Origin of the sequence: Nocardioides sp. (assembly GCF_041393715.1) — a bacterium.
Taxonomy (GTDB): domain Bacteria; phylum Actinomycetota; class Actinomycetes; order Propionibacteriales; family Nocardioidaceae; genus Nocardioides.
In genome coordinates, this window is sequence record NZ_JAWKJQ010000005.1 from 76,649 (window position 1) to 101,398 (window position 24,750).

At 72.6% G+C, this 24,750-nt stretch carries 28 protein-coding genes and 1 tRNA gene; 18 read left to right on the forward strand and 11 right to left on the reverse strand.

Translation table 11 applies throughout. From position 1 onward, the window contains the following. The first annotated feature begins 3 nt into the window (after positions 1–3). The 4 genes from R2740_RS09255 (at position 4) to R2740_RS09270 (ending at position 1,985) form a co-directional block, all read left to right on the forward strand. A complete protein-coding gene (locus tag R2740_RS09255; protein ID WP_371302399.1) occupies positions 4–663 on the forward strand; it encodes an alpha/beta family hydrolase in 660 nt (219 codons plus the stop codon). Positions 664–783: 120 nt separating this feature from the next. Then, a complete protein-coding gene (locus tag R2740_RS09260; RefSeq protein ID WP_371302400.1) occupies positions 784–1,431 on the forward strand; it encodes a sigma-70 family RNA polymerase sigma factor in 648 nt (215 codons plus the stop codon). Continuing rightward, positions 1,431–1,694, forward strand: coding sequence for a mycothiol system anti-sigma-R factor (rsrA, locus tag R2740_RS09265; protein ID WP_371302401.1), 264 nt, complete (start codon positions 1,431–1,433; stop codon positions 1,692–1,694). The genes R2740_RS09260 and rsrA overlap by 1 nt, the downstream gene beginning before the upstream one ends. Before the next feature lie 216 nt (positions 1,695–1,910). Further along, the gene (locus R2740_RS09270) at positions 1,911–1,985 is read left to right on the forward strand and encodes a 50S ribosomal protein bL37 (RefSeq protein ID WP_371302637.1); all 75 of its coding nucleotides are present in this window, start codon (positions 1,911–1,913) and stop codon (positions 1,983–1,985) included. 189 nt (positions 1,986–2,174) lie between these two features. On the opposite strand, the gene R2740_RS09275 is transcribed toward R2740_RS09270, so the two are convergent. From R2740_RS09275 to R2740_RS09285, 3 genes are read right to left on the reverse strand one after another with little or no spacing between them, the layout of a single operon-like run. Then, positions 2,175–2,564: a thioesterase family protein gene (locus R2740_RS09275; protein WP_371302402.1), complete on the reverse strand. Its 390-nt coding sequence runs from the start codon at positions 2,562–2,564 to the stop codon at positions 2,175–2,177. A gap of 2 nt (positions 2,565–2,566) precedes the next feature. Then, positions 2,567–4,264, reverse strand: coding sequence for an acetolactate synthase (locus tag R2740_RS09280; RefSeq protein WP_371302403.1), 1,698 nt, complete (start codon positions 4,262–4,264; stop codon positions 2,567–2,569). A gap of 9 nt (positions 4,265–4,273) precedes the next feature. Continuing rightward, entirely contained in the window at positions 4,274–5,197 is a 924-nt protein-coding gene (locus R2740_RS09285) for a DUF2785 domain-containing protein (protein ID WP_371302404.1), read from the reverse strand. Between the two features lie 85 nt (positions 5,198–5,282). Between R2740_RS09285 and R2740_RS09290 the strand changes: the two genes are divergently transcribed. After that, complete coding sequence (locus R2740_RS09290) at positions 5,283–6,740, forward strand: sensor histidine kinase (RefSeq protein WP_371302405.1); 1,458 nt, start codon at positions 5,283–5,285, stop codon at positions 6,738–6,740. Between the two features lie 46 nt (positions 6,741–6,786). Here the strand turns inward: R2740_RS09290 and R2740_RS09295 are convergent, their stop codons facing one another. Next, complete coding sequence (locus R2740_RS09295; protein ID WP_371302406.1) at positions 6,787–7,041, reverse strand: WhiB family transcriptional regulator; 255 nt, start codon at positions 7,039–7,041, stop codon at positions 6,787–6,789. Positions 7,042–7,221: 180 nt separating this feature from the next. Here R2740_RS09295 and R2740_RS09300 point away from each other — a divergent pair, with 180 nt between their 5' ends. Then, positions 7,222–7,623 carry a hypothetical protein gene (locus R2740_RS09300; RefSeq protein ID WP_371302407.1) on the forward strand — a complete coding sequence of 134 codons (402 nt, stop codon included), beginning with the start codon at positions 7,222–7,224 and terminating at the stop codon, positions 7,621–7,623. Here the strand turns inward: R2740_RS09300 and R2740_RS09305 are convergent. From R2740_RS09305 to sodN, 3 genes are all read right to left on the reverse strand, one after another. Continuing rightward, positions 7,620–8,414, reverse strand: a complete 795-nt coding sequence (locus R2740_RS09305; RefSeq protein WP_371302408.1) for an RNA polymerase sigma factor SigF — start codon at positions 8,412–8,414, stop codon at positions 7,620–7,622. The genes R2740_RS09300 and R2740_RS09305 overlap by 4 nt on opposite strands. Continuing rightward, entirely contained in the window at positions 8,411–8,812 is a 402-nt protein-coding gene (locus R2740_RS09310) for an anti-sigma factor (RefSeq protein WP_371302409.1), read from the reverse strand. Before R2740_RS09310 ends, R2740_RS09305 begins: the two co-directional genes overlap by 4 nt. Positions 8,813–9,001: 189 nt before the next feature. After that, positions 9,002–9,403: a superoxide dismutase, Ni gene (gene sodN / locus R2740_RS09315; protein ID WP_371302638.1), complete on the reverse strand. Its 402-nt coding sequence runs from the start codon at positions 9,401–9,403 to the stop codon at positions 9,002–9,004. Between the two features lie 59 nt (positions 9,404–9,462). On the opposite strand from sodN, the gene R2740_RS09320 reads away from it, so the two are divergent. From R2740_RS09320 to R2740_RS09335, 4 genes are all read left to right on the forward strand, one after another. Continuing rightward, positions 9,463–9,849 (forward strand): S24/S26 family peptidase, encoded by a 387-nt coding sequence (locus R2740_RS09320; RefSeq protein WP_371302410.1) that lies wholly within the window; start codon positions 9,463–9,465, stop codon positions 9,847–9,849. Positions 9,850–9,969: 120 nt separating this feature from the next. After that, complete coding sequence (locus tag R2740_RS09325) at positions 9,970–11,184, forward strand: NADP-dependent malic enzyme (RefSeq protein WP_371302411.1); 1,215 nt, start codon at positions 9,970–9,972, stop codon at positions 11,182–11,184. Positions 11,185–11,220: 36 nt separating this feature from the next. Beyond that, positions 11,221–12,189 carry a zinc-binding dehydrogenase gene (locus R2740_RS09330; protein ID WP_371302412.1) on the forward strand — a complete coding sequence of 323 codons (969 nt, stop codon included), beginning with the start codon at positions 11,221–11,223 and terminating at the stop codon, positions 12,187–12,189. Continuing rightward, positions 12,186–12,875, forward strand: a complete 690-nt coding sequence (locus tag R2740_RS09335; protein ID WP_371302413.1) for an SDR family oxidoreductase — start codon at positions 12,186–12,188, stop codon at positions 12,873–12,875. Before R2740_RS09330 ends, R2740_RS09335 begins: the two co-directional genes overlap by 4 nt. An 18-nt stretch (positions 12,876–12,893) precedes the next feature. Here R2740_RS09335 and R2740_RS09340 read toward each other — a convergent pair whose 3' ends face one another. After that, positions 12,894–13,070 (reverse strand): DUF6104 family protein, encoded by a 177-nt coding sequence (locus tag R2740_RS09340; protein ID WP_371302414.1) that lies wholly within the window; start codon positions 13,068–13,070, stop codon positions 12,894–12,896. Positions 13,071–13,077: 7 nt separating this feature from the next. Beyond that, positions 13,078–16,818: a multifunctional oxoglutarate decarboxylase/oxoglutarate dehydrogenase thiamine pyrophosphate-binding subunit/dihydrolipoyllysine-residue succinyltransferase subunit gene (locus R2740_RS09345; protein ID WP_371302639.1), complete on the reverse strand. Its 3,741-nt coding sequence runs from the start codon at positions 16,816–16,818 to the stop codon at positions 13,078–13,080. A 287-nt stretch (positions 16,819–17,105) separates the two neighbouring features. Between R2740_RS09345 and R2740_RS09350 the strand changes: the two genes are divergently transcribed. From R2740_RS09350 to R2740_RS09375, 6 genes are all read left to right on the forward strand, one after another. Next, positions 17,106–17,714, forward strand: a complete 609-nt coding sequence (locus R2740_RS09350) for a hypothetical protein (protein WP_371302415.1) — start codon at positions 17,106–17,108, stop codon at positions 17,712–17,714. Between the two features lie 53 nt (positions 17,715–17,767). Next, on the forward strand, positions 17,768–18,658 hold the full coding sequence (locus R2740_RS09355; protein WP_371302416.1) for an LCP family protein: 891 nt from the start codon (positions 17,768–17,770) through the stop codon (positions 18,656–18,658). Between the two features lie 70 nt (positions 18,659–18,728). Beyond that, the gene (locus R2740_RS09360) at positions 18,729–19,694 is read left to right on the forward strand and encodes an alkaline phosphatase family protein (protein WP_371302417.1); all 966 of its coding nucleotides are present in this window, start codon (positions 18,729–18,731) and stop codon (positions 19,692–19,694) included. A 93-nt stretch (positions 19,695–19,787) separates the two neighbouring features. After that, positions 19,788–20,165, forward strand: coding sequence for an SHOCT domain-containing protein (locus R2740_RS09365; protein WP_371302418.1), 378 nt, complete (start codon positions 19,788–19,790; stop codon positions 20,163–20,165). Between the two features lie 24 nt (positions 20,166–20,189). Continuing rightward, on the forward strand, positions 20,190–20,612 hold the full coding sequence (locus R2740_RS09370) for a DUF6325 family protein (RefSeq protein WP_371302419.1): 423 nt from the start codon (positions 20,190–20,192) through the stop codon (positions 20,610–20,612). Between the two features lie 21 nt (positions 20,613–20,633). Then, the gene (locus tag R2740_RS09375) at positions 20,634–20,960 is read left to right on the forward strand and encodes an SHOCT domain-containing protein (RefSeq protein WP_371302420.1); all 327 of its coding nucleotides are present in this window, start codon (positions 20,634–20,636) and stop codon (positions 20,958–20,960) included. Between the two features lie 21 nt (positions 20,961–20,981). On the opposite strand, the gene R2740_RS09380 is transcribed toward R2740_RS09375, so the two are convergent. Then, positions 20,982–21,893 carry a LysR family transcriptional regulator gene (locus tag R2740_RS09380; RefSeq protein ID WP_371302421.1) on the reverse strand — a complete coding sequence of 304 codons (912 nt, stop codon included), beginning with the start codon at positions 21,891–21,893 and terminating at the stop codon, positions 20,982–20,984. 99 nt (positions 21,894–21,992) lie between these two features. On the opposite strand from R2740_RS09380, the gene R2740_RS09385 reads away from it, so the two are divergent. Then, positions 21,993–22,859 carry a TauD/TfdA dioxygenase family protein gene (locus tag R2740_RS09385; RefSeq protein WP_371302422.1) on the forward strand — a complete coding sequence of 289 codons (867 nt, stop codon included), beginning with the start codon at positions 21,993–21,995 and terminating at the stop codon, positions 22,857–22,859. A gap of 22 nt (positions 22,860–22,881) precedes the next feature. Here the strand turns inward: R2740_RS09385 and R2740_RS09390 are convergent. Further along, a tRNA-Arg gene (locus R2740_RS09390) sits at positions 22,882–22,954 on the reverse strand. Positions 22,955–23,042: 88 nt separating this feature from the next. On the opposite strand from R2740_RS09390, the gene argS reads away from it, so the two are divergent. Beyond that, positions 23,043–24,740, forward strand: a complete 1,698-nt coding sequence (gene argS, locus R2740_RS09395; RefSeq protein WP_371302423.1) for an arginine--tRNA ligase — start codon at positions 23,043–23,045, stop codon at positions 24,738–24,740. Positions 24,741–24,750 lie beyond the last annotated feature (10 nt).

The window sequence follows — 24,750 nt, forward strand, 5'->3', positions numbered from 1 at the left end:
GGCGTGGCTCTCGAGCGGATCATCGACACCCCTCACGGCGACGGCAGGCTGGTCACGCACCACGCACGCCGCCCGGTGGCCACCGTGCTGCTCAGCCACGGCGCCGGCAACGGCATCGACACCGCCGACCTCGAGGCGCTGGCGACGTACCTGCCGCGCAACGACGTCTCGGTGGTGCGCTTCGAGCAGCCGTGGAAGGTCGCCGGCCGCAAGGTCGCGAGCGCGCCGGCGACGCTCGACGAGGGGCTGCGGGCCGCCGCGTCCGCGCTGCGCACCCGCACCCCCCTGGTCCTCGGCGGCCGCTCCGCCGGTGCCCGCTCCGCCGCGCGGATGGCCCGCGGGCTGGGCGGCAGCGGGTGCCTGTGTCTGGCGTTCCCGTTGCACCCTCCCGGCCGGCCGGAGTCCTCGCGGGTCGAGGAGCTGCTCGGCAGCCGGGTCCCCACCCTGGTGATCCAGGGGGAGCGCGACCCGATGGGCCGTCCCGAGGAGTTCCCGGCCGGCGTCGAGATGACGGTCGTCCCCGGCGGCGACCATGCGCTGCGCGTCCCGAAGCGTGGCCAGGTCTCCCAGGAGGAGGCGCTGGGCATCGTGGTCGAGAGCACCCTCGAGTGGGTGATCCGCGAGGTCGTCGGAAACCAGCCCGGGAATCACCGACGCCGCTGAGGTGTTCAGTCCGACGTGCTCGCCGTGCTCAGCCCTCCGATGCCGTCCGGTTCGGGTCCCGCCCCTGGCTCCGTCTCCCAGCCGCCGACCCTGGTGGCGCCCGGGCTAGGCTGGGCGGCGATGACTGACGATCCCGACGACTCCGTCGCTGCGTCCGACGACCCCGTCGACGTCGCCACCGAGACCGACGAGGAGCGGGCCGCGCGGTTCGAGCGTGACGCCCTGCCCTTCCTCGACCAGCTCTACTCCGCGGCGATGCGGATGACCCGCAACCCGCAGGACGCCGAAGACCTGGTGCAGGAGACCTTCGCGAAGGCCTACGGCTCCTTCCACCAGTTCCGGCCGGGCACCAACCTGAAGGCCTGGCTCTATCGCATCCTGACCAACACGTTCATCAACTCCTATCGCAAGAAGCAGCGCGAACCGCAGCAGTCGCTGACCGGCGACAGCGGTGATGTCGAGGACTGGCAGCTCGCCCGCGCGGAGTCGCACACCTCCACCGGGCTCAAGTCCGCCGAGGCCGAGGCCCTCGACCGGCTGCCCGACTCCCAGGTCAAGGATGCGCTCCAGCGGCTTCCGGAGGAGTTCCGGCTGGCGGTCTATCTCGCCGACGTCGAGGGGTTCCCCTACAAGGAGATCGCCGAGATCATGGGCACCCCCATCGGCACGGTGATGTCCCGGCTGCACCGCGGTCGTCGCCAGCTGCGCGACATGCTGGCCGACCACGTGCGCGACCACGACCTGCTGCGGGTGGGGGAGGGGGACTGATGGGTTCCGACGACTCGTGTGCGGACTTCCTGGAGCAGATCGTCTACTTCCTCGACAACGAGCTCGACGCCGCCGACGTGACCGCCGTACGCCTGCACCTCGACGTGTGCAGCCCCTGCCTCGCGAAGTACGACCTGCAGCGCACCGTCAAGGCGCTGGTTGCCCGGTCCTGCTCGGAGTCGGCTCCCGACGAGCTGCGTGAGCGGGTGCTGCTGTCGATCCGGCAGGTCCAGCTCCGGATCACCGAGGACCCCACCGCCTGATCCCGCCGCCCGCAGCGCGACATGCGGGAAATGGTCGGTCGACATGTCGGAAATGGTCCCTCGACATGCGCGCCATGGCCGGGCCACCGGTCGGTCGCCGCGCGACGGCGAGTGGTGAGGTTGCTCGGCAGGATTCGCCGGGTGTCGACCGGTCTGGGATGATGGCTGTCCGCGCCAGCCGATCCGGCGGGGCGTGACCACGACCAGGAGGACCCGATGGGCAAGACCGGACGCAAGCGTCGCTCGCGCAAGAAGAAGAGCGCCAACCACGGCAAGCGCCCCAACGCCTGACCGACCCCTGCGACCCGGCAGCTCGTCGGTGGCCCTGGCCACCCGTTGCCGGGTCGTTCGCTGCCCGGCCGCGGCGTGCGCGTCCCGACCTCTCGTCGTACGTGTCGGAACCCGCATCTCGCGCGACCATTTCGCGCATCTCGCCGGACCATTTCGCGCATCTCGCGGGACCATTTCCGGCATCTCGCGCTAGAGGCGCCCGAGGAAGCGTTCCGCGTCGACGACCACCCGGGTGACCTCGCCGCTCGCGAGCACCTTCCCGGGTCCGTCGTCACCCACCTCGCGAGCCGAGACCGCGAAGCGGTGCAGCCGGCCGTCGACGTGGGTCCGGGTGGCCGCCACCTCGACCCTGGCCCCGACCGGGCTGGCCGCCAGGTGCTCGAGCGTCACCCGGGTGCCGACGCTGGTGGCGCCCGGTTCGAGGAGCCCGTCGAGCGCCGCGCAGGTCGCCGCCTCGCACCAGGCGAGCAGCACCGGGGTGCCGAGCACCTCCAGGCTGCCCGAGTCGACGGCCCGGGCCGTGTCGGCCTCCGTCACGACCCGCTCGAGGCGCGCCTCGGCCTCCGGTGCGGTCACCACGCTCAGACCCCGAACGTGGCGCGCGGGTAGGCGGCCCGAACGTCGGTCATCACATTCAGGAGGTACGGCGCCCCCGCGGCGAAGGCCCGGTCGAGCGCCGGCCCGATCTCGCGGGGGTCGGTGACCGTCTCGCCCGCACCGCCCAGGGCGCGGACCACGCCGTCGTAGCTCGTCGGCGCGAGGTCGGCCACCACGTCGTAGCCGTAGATCATCTGCATCGGACCCTTCTCGAGGGCCCAGGCGGCGTTGTTGCCGACGACCATCACGACCGGGAGCCCATGCCGCACCAGGGTGTCGACGTCCATCAGCGAGAAGCCGGCCGCGCCGTCGCCGAGCATCAGCACGACCTGCGCCGACGGGCGGGCCAGGCGCGCGGCGATGGCCGCCCCCAGCCCGGCCCCGAGGCAGCCGTAGGGGCCGGGGTCGAGCCAGCCGCCGGGTCGACGCGGCTCGACGAACTTGCCCGCGAACGACACGAAGTCGCCGCCGTCGCCGATGACCACGGCGTCGTCGGCGAGCCGCGAGACCAGCTCGCCGTAGATCCGCGCCGGATGGATCGGGTCGGCCTCGGCGGTGAGCAGCTCGGCGTCGCGAGCGGCGGCGGCCGCCACCGCGTCGCGCAGCTCGCCGACCCACGGGGACCAGTCGGACCGTCGCGACGCCCGCTCGAGCTCGTCGCCGAGCATCCTGAAGACGCTCGCCAGGTCACCGGACGCCGAGGCGGCCAGGTCGGCGTGGGCCGACACCTGGCCGGGAGCGTCGGCGAGGTGCACGACCCGCGCCGGCGTGGCCCCGTCCTTGCCGCCGAAGACGCCGTAGCCCAGCCGGAAGTCGAGCGGGGTCCCGGCGACCACGACCAGGTCGGCCCGGTTGATCGCGGCCCCGCGGGCCTTGGTGACCAGCAGCGGGTGCCCGCCCGGGACGATGCCCCGGCCCATCCCGTTGGTCAGCGTCGGCAGGCCGGCCCGCTCCACCAGCTCCAGGGCCTCGACCTCCGCGCCGTCGGCCCACACGTCGGTGCCGAGCACCAGGAGCGGCCGCTCGGCCCGGGCCAGCAGGCCGGCCACCGTGGCAATGGCCTCGGGGTCGGGATCGGCACCGCCCGTCGGCCGGCGCGCCGGGACCGCCGCCTCGGCGCTGTTGAAGAACTCATCCATCGGCACGTCGACGAAGACCGGCCCACGGTGCGGCGAGCGGGCCAGCGTGAACGCCTCGTCCATGCCCGCGGCGACCTCGGCGGCGGTGGCGAGGGTGCGGGCCGACTTGGCCACCGGCGCGACGATCGGCGGATGGTCGAGCTCCTGCAGGCTGCCCATCCCCCAGCGGTTGGCCGGCGCGCGGCCCCCCACGACGACCATCGGCGACCCGTTGAACTGCGCCTGCGCGATCGCGCTGATGCCGTTGGTGACCCCCGGCCCCGCGGTGAGCACGGCGAGCCCGGGCACCCGGGTCAGCTTGCCGGTCGCCTCCGCCGCGAACGCCGCCGTCTGCTCATGACGGACATCCAGCAGCCGCATCGGCGGGTCGGCGTTGACCGCGCCGTCGTACATCGGGAAGACGTGGGCGCCCGAGAGCGTGAACATGGTCTCGACGCCGTGGCCCTGCGCCACCCGCACCGCCAGCGCGCCGGCGTGCGCGGTCGTGGGGGACTCCTGGGTGGTGTCGCCGGGCGCGTCCCCGGCCGGCTCGGACAGCGTCATGCCCGCATGTTACTCGCGGGTCATGTCGTCCTGCGGGTCGAGCGCGGAGGCGTCGGTCGGCGGGGACGGCGCCGCCGGCTGGTCCAGTGACTGGAGGCCCAGGAAGTGCGGGCTGGTCCGCCGCAGGGTGTCGACCAGGGTGAGCAGCAGGTCGGCGCGGATCGCCGGTGGCGAGGGCGCCAGCGCGAGCTGGAGGTGGAGGGCGCGCAGGAAGGCCTCGGAGTTGAACGTGTCGAGGTAGGGGTCGTGGTCGCCGGAGCCGGTCATCCGCCCGGCGGCACCGCCGATCCGGGCCACCCAGGCCTCCACGGTCTCCAGCGCGACCAGGTTGCGGCGCAGCGCCCGCATCACGGCCATCGCCATCCGGTCCGGCTCGCCGCTGGTGAGCAGCGCCGTGTCGGGCAGCAGCAGGCGGTCGGCGACCACGTCGAGCACCACGGTGAGCTCGGCGGCGCCGAAGTGCGGCGACCCGGCCAGCGCGCCCAGCGCGTCGGCGCCGTGGGCCATCGCGTGCGCCCAGCCGTGCCCGGGGACGTAGCCGCGCTGGTCGTGCTCCCGGAGGTACCACGTGGTGATCCGGTCACCCCACTCGAAGATCTTCTGCGGCGGCAGCAGCCCACGAAGGGTGTCGCGCTGCACGCACTCGGCCAGCACCAGCACCGAGTAGCTGCGGCGGAACACCGTGTCGGTGTCGCGCTCGCCGAGCCCGACCACCAGGCCGGTGGTCATCCCGTCGCCGAGGCCCGTCAGCAGGTCGTCGTAGACACCGCGCTCGATCCAGGTCGCCAGGGTGGGGTAGGCGGTGCCGTCGCGCTCGGCGGGGTCCGTCGAGCCCAGCAGGGTCGTCAGCTCGGCGGTCAGCTCATCGAGGGGCCGGTCGGTGGGGACGGACAGGCCGGCAGCCATCACCTGCTGCCAGTAGCCGGTCTCCATCCCGTCGTCTCCTCCCGCGCCGGGGCGCCCGAGCCGGGCGGCAGCCGGCGCCGCGGCCCACACTACGCTGCCTGATGTGCCCTCGATGACCGAACTCGTGCGGGCCCACACCGCGCTCGACGACGACGACGTCGCGTGGCTGCACCTGCTCCTCGCCGACTGGCAGATCATCGCCGACCTCAGCTTCGCCGACCTGGTGCTGTGGCTGCCCGACCAGGAGGACAAGGGCTTCTGGGCGGCGGCCCAGATGCGACCGACCACCGGCCCGACGGCGTACGTCGACGACGTCGTCGGGACGTTCATCCCGCGGGGGCGGCGGCACCTGCTGGATCGGGCCTACGCCGAGGGGCGGCTGGTGCGCGAGGGCGACCCGGAGTGGCGCGACGACGTGCCGGTGCGGTCCGAGGGGGTGCCGGTGCGCCGCGGGGACCGGGTGATCGCCGTGATCGGTCGCAACACCAATCTGCTCGGGGTCCGGACGCCGAGCCGGCTCGAGCTGTCCTATCTGCAGACCGCCGCCGAGCTGACGCAGATGATCGCCGGCGGGCACTTCCCGATCCCCGGGCAGCGGGGAGACCACGCCGACTCCCCGCGGGTGGGTGACGGCTTCGTCCGGATCGACGCGGCCGGCCGGGTGGTCTACGCCAGCCCCAACGCGCTCTCGGTCTATCGCCGGCTGGGCAACCGCGGGGACCTGGAGGGCAGCGTGCTCGCCGACGTGACCCGGACCCTGGTGCCACCGCGCCGCCGCCCCGACGAGGAGACGCTGAGTGCGGTGCTGGGCGGGCGGGTCGCCCGCGACACCGAGATCGGCGGCGAGGGCACCTCGTTGATCGTCCGGGCGATCCCGATGCGGCCCGACGGCGAGCATGCCGGTGCGCTGATCCTGGTGCGCGACGTGACGGACCTGCGCCGACGCGACCGGGAGCTGGTCACCAAGGACACCACGATCCGGGAGATCCACCACCGGGTGAAGAACAACCTGCAGACCGTGGCCGCGCTGCTGCGCCTGCAGGCTCGCCGGATCGAGGAGCCGGCGGCCAAGTCCGCGCTCGAGGAGGCGGTCCGCCGGGTCGGTTCCATCGCGATCGTCCACGAGACGCTCAGCCAGACGGTGGAGGGCACGGTCGCGTTCGACGAGATCGCGGACCGCCTGTGCGCCATGGTCACCGAGGTCAGCGCCGTGAGCGCCGGCGTACACGTGCGACGCGCGGGGTCCTTCGGCCTGCTCTCCTCGGAGCGGGCGACCGCGCTGGCGATGGTGCTCACCGAGGTGCTGCAGAACGCCGTCGAGCACGGCTTCCCGGAGCCCGGGGCCACCGGGGAGATCGCCCTGGAGGTACGCCGCGCGCTGGGGCGGCTCGCCTGCACGGTCACCGACGACGGGGTGGGTGTGCCGGCCGGCTTCGACCTGGACACCTCGACCCACCTGGGGCTCTCGATCGTGCGGACCCTGGTGGAGTCGGAGCTCGGCGGTCAGCTCGCGGTGGACGCCGCGACCGGGGGAGGCACCCGCGTGCGCGTCGACATCCCGGCGGACTGACCGGCAGGGCGCGACACCGCGGCGGGAGGTGCGCGGGAAGACCGCGTCAGGCGGTGGTGCGGACCCGGGACCGCGCGTTGCGACGCTTGAGCGCCCGGCGCTCGTCCTCGGACAGACCGCCCCACACCCCGTGGTCCTGGCCGGCCTCCAGCGCCCAGGCGAGGCACTGTTCGCGCACCTCACAGCGCCGGCACACCTGCTTGGCCTCCTCGATCTGGAGGATGGCCGGCCCGGTGTTGCCGATCGGGAAGAACAGCTCCGGGTCCTCGTCGAGGCACGCGGAACGGCTGCGCCAATCCATGGGGGTGGCTGACCTCTCTGTATCGGTCGGGGTGGGGGTGCGAGAAATGGGTGCCCGGCGGGCACGCCACGACGGGTGATCGTGAATCGGTTCACGATCACCACAGACAGCGTGACAAGTCCGGAGCCGGGAAACAACCCCCGCGCCGGGTTTGTTTCCTCACATGACTAACCTGACCAGGTGCAGATGCCCGGACGGCAGGCGCCGGCCCCGCTGCGGGGAGCGGCGGTGGTGGCGGCGCTCCAGGGGCTCGGGCTGCTCGGCTACGGCGTGCTGGAGCTCTTCTCCCTCACCTCCGGGCGGGTGACGATGGGGGTCACCACCGCGGCCTTCTTCGCGGCGTACGCCGCCATGCTGCTGGTCGGCGCCTGGGGGCTGCTGGGGCTGCACTCCTGGGCGCGCGGGCCGGTGGTGCTCGCCCAGCTGGTCTGGCTGGGGGTCGCCTGGTCCTTCCGCGGCGGCGGCACCACCTGGGTGGCGCTGCTGCTGGCGGTCTCGGCGGTGGTGGCCGTCGGTGGCTTGTTGGCCCCCGCCAGCATCGCCGCGCTCGAGGCGCCGGACCCCGACGACGGGGTCGGCTAGCCGCTCTCAGACTGGAGCGCGGCTCGCAGCTCCTCGAGGGAACGGGCCAACAGGCGGGACACGTGCATCTGCGAGATCCCGACCTCGGCGGCGATCTGGGTCTGCGTCATGTTGCGGAAGAAGCGCAGGACCAGGATCTGCTGGGAGCGCTGGTCGAGGCGATCGAGCATCGGCCGGATCGACTCGCGCAGCTCCACGTGGCCGAGGTTCTCGTCATCGATACCGAGCGCGTCGAGCATGGTCGCGGCGCTGTCCTCGCTGTCGTCGGGCGCGTCCAGCGAGATGGTGGCGTAGGCGTTGGCCGACTCCAGGCCCTCCATGACGTCGTCGACCGAGCAGCCGATGGCGGTGGCCAGCTCGCGAGGCGTGGGGGAGCGGCCCAGCTGCTGGGTCAGGTCCCCAGTGTGCGACGAGATCGCCAGCCGGAGCTCCTGGAGCCGCCGAGGGACGCGGATCGCCCAGCCCTTGTCGCGGAAGTGGCGCTTGATCTCTCCGAGGATCGTGGGGGTGGCGTATGTCGTGAACTCCACCCCGCGGCCGTCGTCGAACCGGTCGATCGCCTTGATCAGCCCGATGGTGCCCACCTGGACCAGGTCCTCGAACGGCTCCCCGCGGTTGCGGAACCGCCGGGCGCAGTACTCCACCAGCGGCAGGTGCAGGTGCACGAGGGCGTCGCGTGCGTGGGCGGAACCGGCGCGCAGCTCGCCGAACAGCTCGGCGCTGCGCGCTCGGGTCTCCTCGTGGCCGCTCGGCTCCTCCAGCCGCTCGCCCCCCGAGTGGTCGGCCGTCATGGTCCGGGCGCCACCAGGTCGGACTCCATGGTCAGGCTGACCGTGAACGCGTCGGGCGTCGCCTCCGCGCTGGCGTCGGCGGCCAGCGTGCTGAGCACCTGCCAGGCGAAGCTCTCGTAGTCGGGGTCGGCCGGCTGGTCGGCGGTGACCGTCAGGGTCATCGTCAGCCGGCCCGGGGCCAAGTGGTAGGCACAGACCAGGTCGCCACCCGGCTCGGCGCGCTCGAGGACCATCGCTCCGGCCTCGCCGGCGGCCATCCGGAGGTCCTCGATGTCGTCGAGGGTGAAGTCGAGCCTGGCCGCGAGGCCGGCCGTGGTGGTGCGCAGCACCGAGGCGTAGGCGCCGTCGGCCGGCAGCCTCAGCTCGACGTCCGCGCGGCGCTCCTGACGGTCGACCATCTCACCCCTCGGTGTCGTCCCGGTCCGCCCGGGCCCTCGGCCCACAGCGGGCCCTCCCGCCGGATGCTACCGATCCGCGCCCGGGTCCGTGGTGGGTGCCGGGGCCGTACGACGGCCAGGCTCACTCCGGTGTGGCAAGGACTCGCGACTTCGTCGCGAGTTCCGTACGACGAAGAAGTGCTGACTTCGTCAGCCCTTCTTCGTCTCCCAGAAGATCTCCGCGATCTCGTCGATCTTGGCCAGCAGCTCGTCGGCCTTGTCGGCGTCGAAGGTGCCCTTGGCGCCCGCCGCGCCGGCCAGCTTGGTGGCCTCGTTGACCAGGGTGTGCAGCTGCGGGTAGGTCTCGAAGTGCGGAGGCTTGAAGTAGTCGGTCCACAGCACCCAGAGGTGGTGCTTGACCAGCTCGGCCCGCTGCTCCTTGATGATCAGGGCGCGGGTCCGGAAGTCGGGGTCGTCGTTGTCGGCGACCTTGCCGATGATGGCCTTGACGCTCTCGGCCTCGATCCGGGCCTGCGCGGGGTCGTAGACACCACAGGGCAGGTCGCAGTGGGCGGAGACCTCGATGGTGGGGGCGAACAGTCGCACGAGCAGGGTCCTCTCGAGATGCGGTCACGGGGGAGGCGGCTGCCTCTGCTGCGACACTACCCGGCGTGGGCAGAGACATGCGCGGGGGTGGCCGACGGCCCGACGTGCCGCCCTCCCGGCTCCCCTGGGGGCTGGCCCGGGTGCGCGGCGGCTCGATGCTGCCCGGGCTGCGACCGGGCGACCGCCTGCTGGTGCGGTACGCCGCCACGCCGCGCCCCGGCGAGGTCGTCGTGGCCCGGCTGGCCGACGGCACGGTGGCGGTGAAGCGGGCCACCGAGCGGCGTACCACCGCGACCGGTGGGCCCGGTTGGTGGCTGCTCAGCGACAACCCCGACGAAGGAGTCGACTCCAGGCACCGCGGGCCGGTCGACGCAGCGGCGGTGCTGGCCGTCGCCAGGGTCAGGCTGTGGCCGTGGCCGCGCGTGCTGCGCCGCACCCGAGCCGGGCGCTGACGACGCCGGACGCGGGGAACGAGGGCGTGCCGGGCGGGGGCGCGTCGCTGTGCGAGACTGGCTCGTTGACAGGAGCGGGCCGCCGCGGCCCGCGGACCGGAAGGCTCCGACATACCCCCGATGACTGCCGACCCCACCACCACTGCCGCCCTGGGCCCTCGGCCCGAGCCCGGGCCGTTCGCCGGCGACCCGGTGTTCGACCTCCACATCGGAGGCAAGCTCGAGACGGTCTCGACCGTCGCGCTCGCGGGTCGTGACGACCTGTCCATGGCCTACACCCCGGGCGTCGCCCGCGTCTGCGAGGCGATCGCCGAGGACCCGGCCATGACCCGCCACTACACCTGGGTGCCCAACACGGTCGCGGTGGTCACCGACGGTACGGCGGTGCTCGGCCTGGGCGACATCGGTCCCTCGGCCGCGATGCCCGTGATGGAGGGCAAGGCCGTGCTGTTCAAGCAGTTCGGCGGCGTCGACGCGGTGCCGATCTGCCTGGCCACCACCGACGTCGAGGAGATCATCGAGACCGTCGCCCGGATGGCCCCCAGCTTCGGCGGCATCAACCTCGAGGACATCTCCGCGCCCCGCTGCTTCGAGATCGAGGCGCGGCTCAAGGAGCGGCTCGACATCCCGGTCTTCCACGACGACCAGCACGGCACCGCCGTGGTCGCGCTGGCGGCGCTGCAGAACGCGCTGCGGCTCACCGGCCGCGACCCGGCCTCCACGCGCGTGGTGATCCAGGGCGCCGGGGCCGCCGGGGTGGCGGTGGCCAGGATCCTCCTGGAGGCCGGCGTCACCGATCTCGCGGTGCTCGACCGGCAGGGCGTGCTGCACTCCAGCCGGACCGACCTGACCCCCGTCAAGCGGGCGCTGGCCGAGGACACCGCCGACCGGCACGACCGGCGCGGCACGCTGGCCGACGTGATGGCGGGCGCCGACGTCTATCTCGGCGTCTCCGGTGGCAGCGTGCCCGAGGAGATCGTGGCGTCCATGGCCCCCGAGGCGATCATCTTCGGGCTGGCCAACCCCCACCCCGAGGTGCACCCCGACCTCGCCCACCGCTACGCCCGCGTGGTGGCGACGGGACGGTCCGACTTCCCCAACCAGATCAACAACGTGCTGGCCTTCCCCGGCATCTTCCGGGGCGCCTTCGACGTGGGGGCCACCGCGATCACCGAGGGGATGAAGCTCGCGGCCGCCGCCGCGCTCGCCGCGCTGGTCGGTGACGATCTGGCCGAGGACATGATCGTCCCGTCGCCGTTCGACCCGCGGGTCGGACCGGCCGTCGCGACCGCAGTGTCCGAGGCCGCGCGGCGCGACGGCGTCGCCACCCGCTGAGCCCCGTCGTACCGCGGGCTCGCTAGCGTGGGCCGCATGTTCGCTGTGTACGCCGAGTCGTTCTCGGCCGACGACCCGCTGTCCGGCCTCGTGGTGGGCGAGCGCCCCGACCCCGAGGTGCCCGACGGCTGGACCACCGTCACCGTCAAGGCCGCCTCGCTCAACCACCACGACCTGTGGTCGCTGCGCGGCGTCGGGCTGCGCCAGGAGGCGCTGCCGATGATCCTCGGCTGCGACGCCGCCGGCCTCGACGAGGACGGCAACGAGGTGCTCGTCCACGGCGTCGTCAGCTCGCCCGGCTGGAGCGGCGACGAGACCCTCGACCCCGGCCGCTCCCTGCTGTCCGAGCGCTACCAGGGGACCTTCGCCGACAAGGTGGCGGTGCCCGTGGGCAACGTGATCCCCAAGCCGGCCTCGCTGTCCTTCGAGGAGGCCGCCTGTCTGCCGACGGCCTGGCTGACGGCCTACCGCATGCTCTTCGTCCAGGGCGCGATGCGGCCGGGCGAGACGGTGCTGGTGCAGGGCGCGGGCGGCGGCCTGGCCACCGCCCTGATCACCCTCGCGCGCGCCGGCGGTCTCCAGGTGCTGGCGACCTCGCGCGACGAGGCCAAGCGGGCCCGGGCGCTCGAGCTCGGGGCGCACCAGGTCTTCGAGTCCGGCGCGCGGCTGCCGGTGCGGGTCGACGCCGTCATGGAGAGCGTGGGCAAGGCCACCTGGTCCCACTCCGTCAAGAGCCTGCGGCCCGGCGGCCGGATCGTCATCTCCGGCACGACGTCCGGCCCCGACGTCGACAACGCCGAGCTGACCCGCATCTTCTTCCTGCAGCTCGCGGTGATCGGCTCCACGATGGGCACCCGCGGCGAGCTCGCCCAGCTGGTGTCGATGCTCGACGCCACCGGCGCGCGCCCGGTCGTCGACCGGACCATGCCGATGGAGCAGGCGCGCGACGGCTTCGCGGCCATGGCGGCCGGAGAGATGTTCGGCAAGATCGTCTTCACCCGATGACGGCCACCCGTGTCCTCACGGGAGCGGGCTCCGGCATCGGCAACGTCCTCGCCCGACGGCTGCGTGACCGCGGCGACCGGCTGGTGCTGCTGCTGCGCGATGCGGAGCGGATCGAGGACCTGTCGCACGAGTTCCCCGACGCACTCCTGGTGGAGGCCGACCTCGCCCGACCGGCGTCGCTGGCCGGCCTGTCCCGGGTCGTCCCCGACCGGGTCGACTCCCTGGTCCACGTGGCCGGACTGGTCGAGCTGGCCGCGATCGCCGAGCTCGACGAGGGCTCGTGGCGGCGGCAGCTCGACGTCAACCTGCTCGCCCCCGCGCTGGTGACCCGCGAGTTGCTCCCGGCGCTGCGGGCCGCCGGCGGCACCGTGGTGTTCGTCAACTCGACCGCGGCCCTGTCGCCGGGCGCCCGCTGGGCGGCGTACGCCGCGGCGAAGGCGGGGCTGCGCGCCCTGGCCGACTCGCTGCGGGCCGAGGAGCACCCGCACGGTGTCCGGGTCAGCACGGTGTTCCCCGGCCGCACGGCGACGGCCATGCAGGAGGACGTGCACGAGCAGGAGGGACGGGCCTACGACCCGGGGCGCTGGATCGCGCCCGAGACGGTGGCCACGGCCATCGTGCAGGTCCTCGACCTGCCGGCCGACGCCACGGTGCCGGAGGTCGTGCTGCGCCCCGGCCGGGGCTGACCGCGCCACCGGACGCGCTCAGTCCTCCGGATCGTCGAGGCGAGCAAGCCAGGTGGCGAACCGCTCGACGGCGGTCTCGTGCTCGGGGTGCACGTCGGTGAACTCGGTGAGCCGCTCGGCCACCCAGGCCAGGGTGACCTCCTCGTCGCCGCGGCGCCGCTCCAGCTCCTCGATGCCGCGGTCGGTGAAGTACATCGCAGCGTCAGCCCTGGGCCGGCGCGAAGGCCTGGGCCAGCAGGCCGCCCTGCTCCTCGCTGTGCCGACGCAGCGTGCCCACCGAGGGTGACGCGGACGCCGGACGGCTGACCCGCTCGACCGGGTGGCCCACCTCCGGCCACACGTTGAGCTGGTAGTGCGGCCACGGACCCATGTTCGCGGGCTCGTCCTGCACCCAGCGGACCGCCTTGAGGCCGGGGTACCTGGCGATCTCGGCGGCGATCTCCGCCGCGGGTGCGGGGTAGAGCTGCTCGACGCGGGCGATCGCCCACTTCCCCGGCTGCTCCTGCTTGGCCCGCTCGACCATCAGGTCCCAGGTGATGCGGCCCGAGCAGAGGAGCAGCGTCTCGACGGCACCGGTGTCGGCCTGGTCGTCGGTGATCAGCGGCCGGAACGAGCCCTGCGTGAAGTCGGCCGGCACGGAGGCGGCCTCCTTGCGCTTCAGCATCGACTTGGGCGTGAACACGATGAGCGGCTTGTGCTCCTCGCCGAGGGAGTGCCGGCGCAGCAGGTGGAAGTGCGAGGCGGGCGTCGACGGCTGGGCCACCACGAACGTGTTCTCGGCGCACATGGTCATGAACCGCTCGATGCGCGCCGAGGAGTGGTCGGGGCCCTGTCCCTCGTAGCCGTGCGGCAGCAGCAGCACCACGCCGGACTGCTGGCGCCATTTTGTCTCACTGGAGGTGATGAACTCGTCGATCACGGTCTGCGCGCCGTTGACGAAGTCACCGAACTGCGCCTCCCACAGCACCAGCGCCTCCGGGCGGGCGACGGAGTAGCCGTACTCGAAGCCGAGGGCGGCGTACTCCGAGAGCAGCGAGTCGTAGACGAAGAACTTCGCCTGGTCGTCGGACAGGTTGGACAGCGGGGTCCACTCGTCGGCGTTGGTGCGGTCGATGATCGTGGCGAACCGCTGGACGAAGGTGCCGCGCCGGGAGTCCTGGCCCGCCAGTCGGACCGGGCGCCCCTCCATCAGCAGCGAGCCGAACGCGAGCACCTCGCCGGTGCCCCAGTCGATCGGCCCGTCGACGATCGCGGCCGCCCGGCGCTGCAGCTGCGGCATCACCTTGGGGTGCACGGTGAACCCGTCGGGCGGTGTGACGTAGGAGTCCGCGATCCGCTTGAGCACCTCGGGGGTGACCGCGGTGCGGGCCTCGCCGGCCGGCTTGTCGGGGTAGTCGGGGACGGTGGTCCACTCCGACGGCTGGGAGTCGGCCTCGCGCACCTCGGTGAAGACCCGCTCCAGCTGCTGCTGGTAGTCCTTGAGGACCTGCTCGGCCTCCTCCAGCGTGATGTCGCCGCGGCCGATGAGCGACTCGGTGTAGAGCTTGCGCACCGAGCGCTTCTGCTCGATCAGGTCGTACATCAGCGGCTGGGTGTACGACGGGTCGTCGCCCTCGTTGTGTCCGCGTCGGCGGTAGCAGACCAGGTCGATGACGACGTCCTTGTTGAAGGCCTGGCGGTACTCGAAGGCCAGCCGGGCCACCCGGATGCACGCCTCGGGGTCGTCGCCGTTGACGTGGAAGATCGGCGCCTGCACCATCCGCGCCACGTCGGTGCAGTAGAGCGAGGAGCGTGACGACCCGGGCGAGGTGGTGAACCCGACCTGGTTGTTGACGACCACGTGGATGGTCCCGCCGGTGCGGTAGCCGCGCAGCTGCGACAGGTTGAGCGTCTCGGCGACGACTCCCTGGCCGGCGAACGCCGCGTCGCCGTGGACCAGCAGCGGGAGCACGGGGTAGTCGGCGCCGCGGTCGAGGACGTCCTGCTTGGCGCGGGCGATGCCCTCCAGCACCGGGTCGACCGCCTCGAGGTGGGACGGGTTGGCGGCCACCGACACCTTGATCCGGGACCCGGACCCCGCCACGAACTCGCCCTCGGCCCCGAGGTGGTACTTCACGTCGCCGGAGCCCTGGACGGTGCGCGGGTCGATGTTGCCCTCGAACTCGCGGAAGATCTGGGAGTACTTCTTGCCGACGATGTTGGCCAGCACGTTGAGGCGGCCGCGGTGGGCCATCCCGATGGTGACCTCGTCGAGGGTGGCCTCGGCCGCGGCCTCGCAGATCTCGTCGATCAGCGGGATCGTGGTCTCGCCGCCCTCCAGCGAGAACCGCTTCTGGCCGACGAACTTGGTCTGCAGGAACGTCTCGAACGCCTCGGCCTGGTTGAGCTTCAGCAGGATCCGCAGCTGCTCCTCGCGCGGTGGCTTCTGGTGCGGCTGCTCGACCCGCTCCTGGATCCACTTGCGCTGGTCGGGGTCCATGATGTGCATGTACTCGATGCCGACGGTGCGGCAGTAGGAGTCGCGCAGGATGCCCAGGATGTTGCGCATCTTCATGAACCGTCGCTCGCCGCCGAACTCGCCGGTGGCGAACTCGCGGTCGAGGTCCCACAGGGTGAGGCCGTGTGACTCGACCTCGAGGTCGGGGTGGGAGCGCTGGCGGTACTCCAGCGGGTCGGTGTCGGCCATCATGTGGCCGCGCACCCGGTAGGCGTGGATCAGCTCCAGGATGCGGGCCTGCTTGCCGATCTCGTCGTCGTGGGAGGTGGCGATGTCGTTGGACCAGCGGATCGGCTCGTAGGGGATCCGCAGCGACCGGAAGATCTCGTCGTAGAAGCCGTCCTCGCCGAGCAGCAGCAGGTGCACCCGGCGCAGGAACTCCCCGCTCTGCGCGCCCTGGATCACCCGGTGGTCATAGGTGGAGGTCAGCGTCATCACCCGGCTGATCGCGTTGCGGGTGAGGCTGTCCTCGGAGGCGCCCTGCCATTCCGGCGGGTACTCCATCGCGCCGACGCCGATGATCGCGCCCTGCCCCTTCATCAGCCGCGGCACGGAGTGGTTGGTGCCGATGGTGCCGGGGTTGGTCAGCGAGATGGTGGTGCCCTGGAAGTCCTCGACCGCCAGCTTGCCGTCGCGGGCCTTGCGGACCAGGGTCTCGTAGGCCGTCCAGAAGCCCGCGAAGTCCATGGTCTCCGCGGCCTTGATCGACGGCACCAGGAGCTGACGGGTGCCGTCGGGCTTGGGCAGGTCGATGGCCAGACCCAGGTTGATGTGGGCGGGCTGGATCAGGTTGGGCTTGCCGTCGACGACATCGAAGCCGACGTTCATCTCGGGCATCGCACGCAGCGCCTTGACCAGCGCGTAGCCGATGATGTGGGTGAAGGAGACCTTGCCGCCGCGGGCTCGGGCGAGGTGGTTGTTGATGACGATCCGGTTGTCCCAGAGCAGCTTCACCGGCACCGAGCGCACCGAGGTGGCGGTGGGCACGGAGAGCGAGATGTCCATGTTCTGCACGGTGCGTGCCGGTGCGCCGCGCAGCACCGTGAACGTCGGCTCGGCATGGTCGGCCGCGGGGGCCGCCGGAGTGGGGTCCTTGGCCACCGGTGCCGTGGTGCCGCGAGCCGGCTCGGCGGCGGTCGAGGCGGGGCGCGGCCGAGCCGTCGGCTTGGTGCCTCCCGTGGCCGGGGCGGACGCCTTCGTCGCGGGCTCGCTGGCGGGGGTGCCGGCGGGGGCCTGCGCGACCGGCTTGGCCGGGGCCTGGGCGACCGGCTTGGTGGCGGCCTCGGCCTTGTCGGCCCCGGGGTCCTCCTGGCCGGGCGGAGTGTCGGCGGGGCGGAGCTGTGAGGCGGTGCCGTTGGCGCCCCCACCGGGAGCGCCGTGGGAGCGGAACCATTCCCCCCAGGCGGACGGGACGCTGGCCGGATCGGCGGTGTACTGGTCGTACATCTCCTCCACCAGCCACTCGTTGGCGCCGAACTCGGCCGGTAGGTCGGCCGTGGGGGTTCCGGGCTGCTCTGGGGACGGCACGGGCTGGTTCGCCTCTTCCGATCGGGCGGGGACTAGATTCGCTGGTCAAGGCTAGTCGCACCGCGCGCCAAATGCAGGGCTCGTGGGGTGGATCGGGCAAGGTGTATCGAGCACCACACGAAACGGAGTACGACGCGATGACGACGACCGCCCGCCCGCGGCGCCGCCCCGGGGGCCGACCGGCTCCGCCACGAGGTGCGTCCACCATGCTGGTGGCCGCCCTGGTGCTGGGCCTCGCGGCCTGCACCAGCACAGGCGATTCCGATGCCGGAGAGGCGCCGTCGAGCTCGGCGACCCCGCCGGCTCCGCCGCTCCCCACGACGGTGAAGGTCGGCGTCGTCACCGGCCGGGTGGGGGCGCAGGAGAAGGAGCGCGCCGTGAGCAACGTCACTCGCGCGGTCGACGGCTGGTTCGACGCGGCGTACGTCGCCGGTGACTACCCGCGTGCGGCGTTCGACGACGCCTTCCCGCGGTTCACCAAGGGGGCCGCCAAGGAGGCGGTGCAGGACGAGGCGCTGATGAGCAACGCCGACATCGGCTCTCGGATCGACCGGGTCACCCCGAAGGCCCGGCGGCTCACCATCGACCTGCTCGGCGTGCGCGGCGTGGCCCAGGCGGCCACGGCCCGGGTCCGGCTGGTCTTCGTGACCGAGGGCGAGGTCGCGCGGCGGGTGACGGTCAGCGGGCGGCTGCGGCTGGTTCGGCAGAACCGGGTCTGGCGGGTGTTCGGCTACGACGTCACCAAGGGGCAGCGGCCGGTGGGCGGCCGGGAGTCGGGCAGCGCGTCCCCCAGCGGATCGGGGGCGGCCTCATGAGTGGCCCGAGGAGCGCGGGAGTCGGCACGCCCGGCAGGCGCCGGTGGCGCCGGATGCTTCGCCTCGGCACCCTGGGTGTCGTCCTGGGGGTGCTGGCGCTCGGTATCCCCGACAGCAGCCCCGCGCCCACCCAGATGACCCTGGTGAAGGTCGGTGGTGCCTCCGGGGTCGACGTCAACCCCGACCTGGTCTGGATCCTGATGGTGGGCTCCGACGCCCGGCCAGGGGAGGACATGACCCGGACCCGCGGCGACGCCCTCCAGCTGGTGGGCGTGGACACCCGCACCGGAGCCGCCGCGGCGATCGGCATCCCGCGCGACTCCTGGGTCTCCATCCCCGGCTACGGCTCCAACAAGATCAACGCCTCGCTCTACTTCGGCGGCCCGAAGCTGCTGGGCCAGACCGTGGGCAACCTGGTCGGCATCCAGCCCGACTACGTCTTCGTCTCACGGTTCCCCTACTTCATCGAGATGGTGAAGTCGATCGGCGGCATCGAGGTCGACAACCCCGTGGCGTTCTCCGACACCTATCTCAAGCCCGGAGGCTTCCCCGCCGGGAAGATCCACCTCGGCGGCTACGACGCGATGGCGTTCTCGCGGATCCGGCACAACCTGCTGCGTGGCGACTTCGACCGGTCCGCCAACCAGCAGCGGGTGCTGCGCGGGATCCAGGCCAAGATCCGGGCCCGAGCCGACCAGCCGGGCTTCCTGGAGAACGGCGTGCTCACGGCGATGCGCAACATGGCCACCGACCTGTCACCCACCGAGCTCTACCGGCTCGCCGACGCCGCCGCCCAGATCAAGCCGAGCAAGATCACCAACTGCGTGGTCCAGGGCGGCATCGGCAACATCGGCGGCGCGAGCGTGGTGCTGCCCGACACCGCGATGGCGCGCAGGCTCGGTGACCGGGCCCGCGACGACGCCACCCTGGAGTCCTGCTCCTGAGCCTGCTGGTCCTCCGGCGGATGCGGCGTTCTCAGGTTGCTCTGAGCCGGTCCCGTCTATGGTCTGGAGCATGACGAGCCGGGGGAGTCGCCGAGGTCGGCGGGTGGGGGTCGCGCTGGTGGCCATGGGTCTCGCGGCGATGGCCGGCTGCTCGAGCGGCGCCGACCCGGAGCCGACCGCGAGCCCGGCGTCGTCGACCGGAGCCACCACGGGGCCCGCCACCGGCACCCCCGCCGGGCAGGTCGACAAGGTGCTCGTGTTCGTCGTCGAGAACCACTCGCTGGAGCAGATGCAGGCGGACATGCCGTTCACCGCCTCGCTGGCGACGACGTACGGCTACGCCGACCACTACCAGGGCGTCGCCCACCCCTCCCTGCCCAACTACCTCGCCATCGTCGGCGGTACGACGGCCGGTGTCGAGGACGACAAGCTGCCGAAGGCACACCCCCTGTCGGGTCCGTCGGTGTTCGGCCAGGCGCTGGCCAACGGCCGCACCGCCGGTGTCTACAACGACGGCATGCCGCAGCCCTGCTACCTCGAGAACGGCGGCAACGGCTACGTCGCCCGGCACAACGCGTGGACCTACCACGTCGACGAGCGCGACCTGTGCGAGCAGCACGACCTCTCGTTGGCGCCGTTCGCCAAGGACGTCGCCGCCGGCGCGCTGCCCGACGTGGGCATGGTGGTGCCCAACCTGTGCCACGACGCCCACGACTGCTCGTTGCAGGTGGCAGACCGGTGGCTCCAGGACAAGGTCGAGGCGGTGCTGGCCGGACCCGACTGGGCCTCGGGGCGGCTGGCCGTGGTGATCACGGCCGACGAGGACGAGACCAAGGGCGACGCCGACCCGGACAACAGCGTGCTGACCGTGGTGCTCCATCCCACGCTCTCCGGCGTCGTCGTCCACGCGCCGCTGACCCATCTCTCGCTGTCCGCGGCGCTGTCCGAGGTGGCCGGCGGGACGCCGCTCGCCGACGCGGCCGGGGCGCCGTCGCTGTGGGCGGCGTTCGGGCTGACCACCGCACCCGCCTCGTGACACGGCGGGGCGTGTGCGCGCCGCCCCCGCGGCATGTGTCAGGATGCCCAGCGGGGGACGACATCCGTCTTTCTCGACACAAAGGACCACATCGTGAACAGCTTCTGGGACTTCTTCTGGTTCAGCCTGTCCCTCTTCCTGATGATCGCCTACCTGATGGTGCTCTTCAACGTGCTCATCGACCTCTTCCGCGACAAGGAGGTCTCCGGTGGGATGAAGGCGGTCTGGGTCTTCTTCCTGATCTTCCTTCCCGCGCTGACCGCGCTGGTCTACCTGATCGTCCGCGGTGGCGGCATGGCGGAGCGCTCGATGGCTCAGATGCAGCAGGCGAAGGCCGACACCGACGCCTACATCCGTGAGGTCGCCGCCGCGTCACCCACCGACCAGATCGCCCAGGCCCACCAGCTCCTCTCCTCCGGTGCGATCACCCAGCAGGAGTTCGACGCGATCAAGGCCAAGGCCCTGGCCTGACGCCGGGTGCGGATCGGAGCCACCATGGACGTGCGACACGCACCGAGCGACCTGCTGGTGATCGGCTTCGCCGGCGACACCGTGCCCCAGGACGTGCGCGACCACCTCGACAAGGCGGTGGAGTCGGGGGTGGTCCGGCTGCTCGACCTTGTCGTGGTGTCCCGTGACGCCGGAGGCGAGCTCTCGCTGGCCGAGGCCGAGGACCTGGGCCTGCGCTTCGCCGAGATGGCGCTGCCCGAGCAGGGACTGGTCGGCGAGGACGACGTGATGGACGCCGCCGAGGACCTCGACCCGGGCCAGACCGCGCTGGTCGTGCTCTTCGAGCACGTCTGGGCGCGCGAGCTGACCGCCGCAGTCCGCGGCACGGGCGGCGAGCTGCTCGCCGCCCATCGGATCCCGGCCTGGGTGCTCGACGAGATCGAGGACGCCGCCGCCGGCGACGACTGACCCGGAAGGAAGTGACCTGACATGAGACGAGTCGGACGACCCGGGCTGATCGGCACCGCCGCCCGCACCGCCGTGATCGCCGGCACCGCCCAGGCGGTCACCGGCAACGTGGCCCGACGCCAGCAGCAGCGGTACGCCGCGGAGCAGGCCCAGGCCGCTCCGCCGCCCCCGGCCGCCGCCCCGGCAGCGGCCCCAGCGGCAGCGGCACCACCGGCAGCGGCACCGCCGGCACCGCCGGCGGGTGGCAACGACATCGTGGCGACCCTGGAGCGGCTCGCCTCGCTGCACAGCGCCGGCATGCTGACCGACGAGGAGTTCGCGGCGGCCAAGGCCTCCGCGCTCGCCTGAGCCGACCGACCCACGCCCTGGCTAGGCCTGGCTGCGCACCACCTCGCGCAGCCAGGCGCGTAGCCGCTGCAGCCCCGCGTCACGGGTGAGCGCGGCCGGCCAGTGCAGGTCGTAGCCGTGGTCGGGGCGCAGCAGCGGCGGCCCGACGGGTCGCAGCAGGCCACGGCGCAGGTGCTCGCCGGTGAGCGTGCGCCAACCGAGCATCACGCCGGCGCCGCTGATGGCGAGCGGGAAGGCGCTGCCGTAGGTCGGGTAGCGCATCGCGTCGCGCGCCACCTCGAGCTCGAGGCCGTGGCCGGCGAACCAGGCCGGCCAGTCGAGCCACCCGCGGTCGGTGTGGTCGACGTGCAGCAGAGGTGCCTCGACCAGGTCGGCCGCGGCGGAGCGCTCGGACAGGCCGAGCGCCTCGGCCAGCTCGGGTGACGCCAGCGGGACGACCTCCTCGGGCACCAGCCGCTCGGTGCGACCGCCCGGTGCGGGGCGGGCGGCGAACCGCACGCTCACGTCGTGCTCGATGCCGGCCAGCTCGCGGTCGTGGTCGAAGACGACCAGCTCCACCTCCGTCGGGGCGACCGCCTCGCGCAGCGCACCCAGATGCGGGACGAACCAGCTCTCGGCCACCGACGGCTGCACCGCGACCCGCAGTCGCTCACCGCCGCGGCGCAGGTCGGCGAGTCGCCGCTCGAGCACCTCGAAGGAGTCCGACACCGCCTGGTGCAGGAGCAGCCCGTCGGGCGTCAGCCGCGCCCGGTTGTGGCCCCGGTCGAAGAGCGCCACCCCGAGCGTGCCCTCCAGCGCCCGCATCTGCTTGGAGACGGCCGGCTGCGACATGCCGAACTCCGCGGCCGCCGACGAGAAGCTGCCCAGCCGGCCGACCGCCTCGAAGACCGCGAGTCGCTGGAGCTGTCGAACGGAGCGGACCAGTGAGCGCACGGCGTACCTCCCGTCCCTTCGGCGACCCCAACCTGGGGTTGGACCAGCCTAGTCATCGGACCACTGTGGGAGCCATCGCTGGGGTTCTAGCGTTCGGCCATGGACCTCACCTGCACCCGGCTCACGCCCGCCCTCGGCGCCACCGTCGCGCTGCCTCCCGGTCCGCTCGCGGTCACCGACGAGCTCGGTGACCGGCTGCATGCCGCGCTGATGGAGCACCTGGTGCTGGTGCTGCCCGCTGCCGGTCTCACCCCGGGGGAGATGGTCGCTCTGGGCGAGACGCTGGGCGAGCTCGGTGCCCGCCACCACTCCTACGTCACCCACCCCGACTCCGAGGACGTCGTCGTCCTCACCTGGGGCGGCGACCAGAAGCCCGACGCCGCCGAGTGGCACGCCGACATGACCTATCGCGCCGAGCCGCCGTTCGCGTCGATCCTCCAGGCGGTGGACGTGCCTCGGGTCGGGGGCGACACCCTCTGGGCGAGCATGTACGCCGTCCACGACGCCCTCGACCCCGGCCTGCGCAGCGACCTCGAGCAGCTCGCGGCGGTCCACGACATGGGCGCCTTCCGGACGCCGGCCTACCTCGACGGCGGCGCGGAGGGGATCACCGACGCGTTCGTGCGGGCCGGCACCGCGGTGCACCCGATGATCGCCCACCACCCGGTGACGGGTCGGCCCTACCTCAACGTGAGCGAGTCGTTCACCCGCTTCGTGGTCGGGCTGTCGGCGCCCGAGAGCGCCCGGCTGCTGACCTACCTCTTCGACCTGGTCAACCGGCCCGACTTCCACGTCCGGCTGAAGTGGGAGCCGGGCACCGTGGCGATCTGGGACAACCGCGGCACCCAGCACTATGCGGTGGCGGACTATCTGCCGCACCGGCGCGAGATGCACCGGGTGGCGGTGGTGACCGACCGGCGTACGCCGGCGCCGAGGCCGGCCGAGGGGTTGACCGCGCCGGTGTGAGGTGGCCCGAGGGGCCGGTGAGCGCCTCCGGCAGGATTCGAACCTGCGGCACCTGGTACCGGAAACCAGTGCTCTATCCCCTGAGCTACGGAGGCCTGCGCTGCGGGGACGACCATACAGCCGGGGTCGCCGATGCGTGAAACCGGTTCGGAGCCCCGGTCGCCGCGCCGATAGGCTTGGTCGGTGACCCCCGAGCAGCTCTCCGGCGTCGTCGTCGACGCCCTCACCGCGCTGGTGGCCGACGGCGCCCTCGCCCTCGACGAGATCCCGTCGGCGGTGACCGTGGAGCGCCCGCGCAGCAAGGAGCACGGCGACTACGCCACCAACGTGGCGCTGCAGCTGGCCAAGCGGGCGGGCACCAACCCGCGGGCGCTGGCCGAGCTGCTGGCCGAGCGGCTCCGTGCCGCCGACGGCATCGAGGCCGTCGACGTCGCCGGACCCGGCTTCCTCAACGTCTCGGTCGCCGCCGACGCCCAGGGCCAGGTGGCCCTCGACATCGTGGCCGCCGGCGCGGCCTACGGCCACACCGAGACGCTGGCCGGCCAGCGGATCAACGTGGAGTTCATCTCCGCCAACCCGACCGGGCCGCTGCACCTCGGGCACACGCGGTGGGCCGTCGTCGGCGACGCCATCGCGCGGGTGCTGGAGGCCGCCGGAGCCGCGGTCACGCGGGAGTTCTACATCAACGACCGGGGCCGGCAGATGGACCTGTTCGGCGCCTCGCTCGAGGCCCGGGCGCTGGGACAGCCGGTGCCCGAGGACGGCTATCAGGGCGACTATGTCCAGGACCTCGCCGACCGGATCGTCGCGGCCGACCCGGGCATCCTCGACCTCGTGGGGGAGGAGCGGACCGCCGCCTTCCGGGAGGCCGGCTACGCCCTCCAGCTCGCCGAGCAGCAGCGGCAGCTCGACACCTTCCAGACCCACTTCGACGTGTGGTTCTCCGAGCGCTCCCTGCACGAGAGCGACGACGTGGCCGCGGGGCTGGAGAAGCTGCGCGACCAGGGGCACCTGTTCGACGCCGACGGGGCGCTGTGGATGCGCACCACCGACTTCGGCGACGACAGGGATCGGGTGCTGATCCGCTCCAACGGCGAGCTGACCTACTTCGCCAGCGACACCGCCTACTACGTCGACAAACGGCAGCGCGGCTTCGACCGGCTGATCTATCTGCTCGGCGCCGACCACCACGGCTACGTCGGCCGGCTGCGGGCGATGGCCGCCTGTGCCGGCGACGACCCCGAACAGACGCTGGAGGTGCTGATCGGGCAGCTGGTCAAGATCATGCGCGGCCCGGAGGAGGTGCGGCTGTCCAAGCGGGCCGGCGAGATCGTGACGCTCGGCGAGCTGGTCGACGAGATCGGCGTCGACGCGCTGCGCTACTCCCTGGCGCGCTATCCCGCCGACTCGCCGCTGACGCTCGACATCGAGCAGATCACCCGCACCAGCAACGACAACCCGGTCTACTACGTGCAGTACGCCCATGCGCGCACCTGCCGGATGATGGCCAACGCCGCCGACCTCGGGATGGGCTTCGAGAACAGCCCGGGTGCGCCGTCGGTCGCCACCGGAGAGCCGTTCGACCCCTCGCTGCTCGCCCACGAGCGCGACGGCGAGCTGCTGCGCGCGCTCGCGGAGTTCCCGCGGGTGGTCGCCAGCGCCTCGGAGCTGCGTGAGCCGCACCGGGTCGCGCGCTACCTCGAGGACACCGCCTCGGTGTTCAACAAGTGGTACGACACCAAGGAGTGCCGGATGCTGCCGCAGGGCGACGAGCCCGTGGCGCCCGTCAACCAGGCGCGGCTGGTCCTCGTGGCCGCCACCCGGCAGGTGCTCGTCAACGGCCTCGGCCTGCTCGGCGTCTCGGCGCCCGAGCGGATGTAGCGGAGCGACC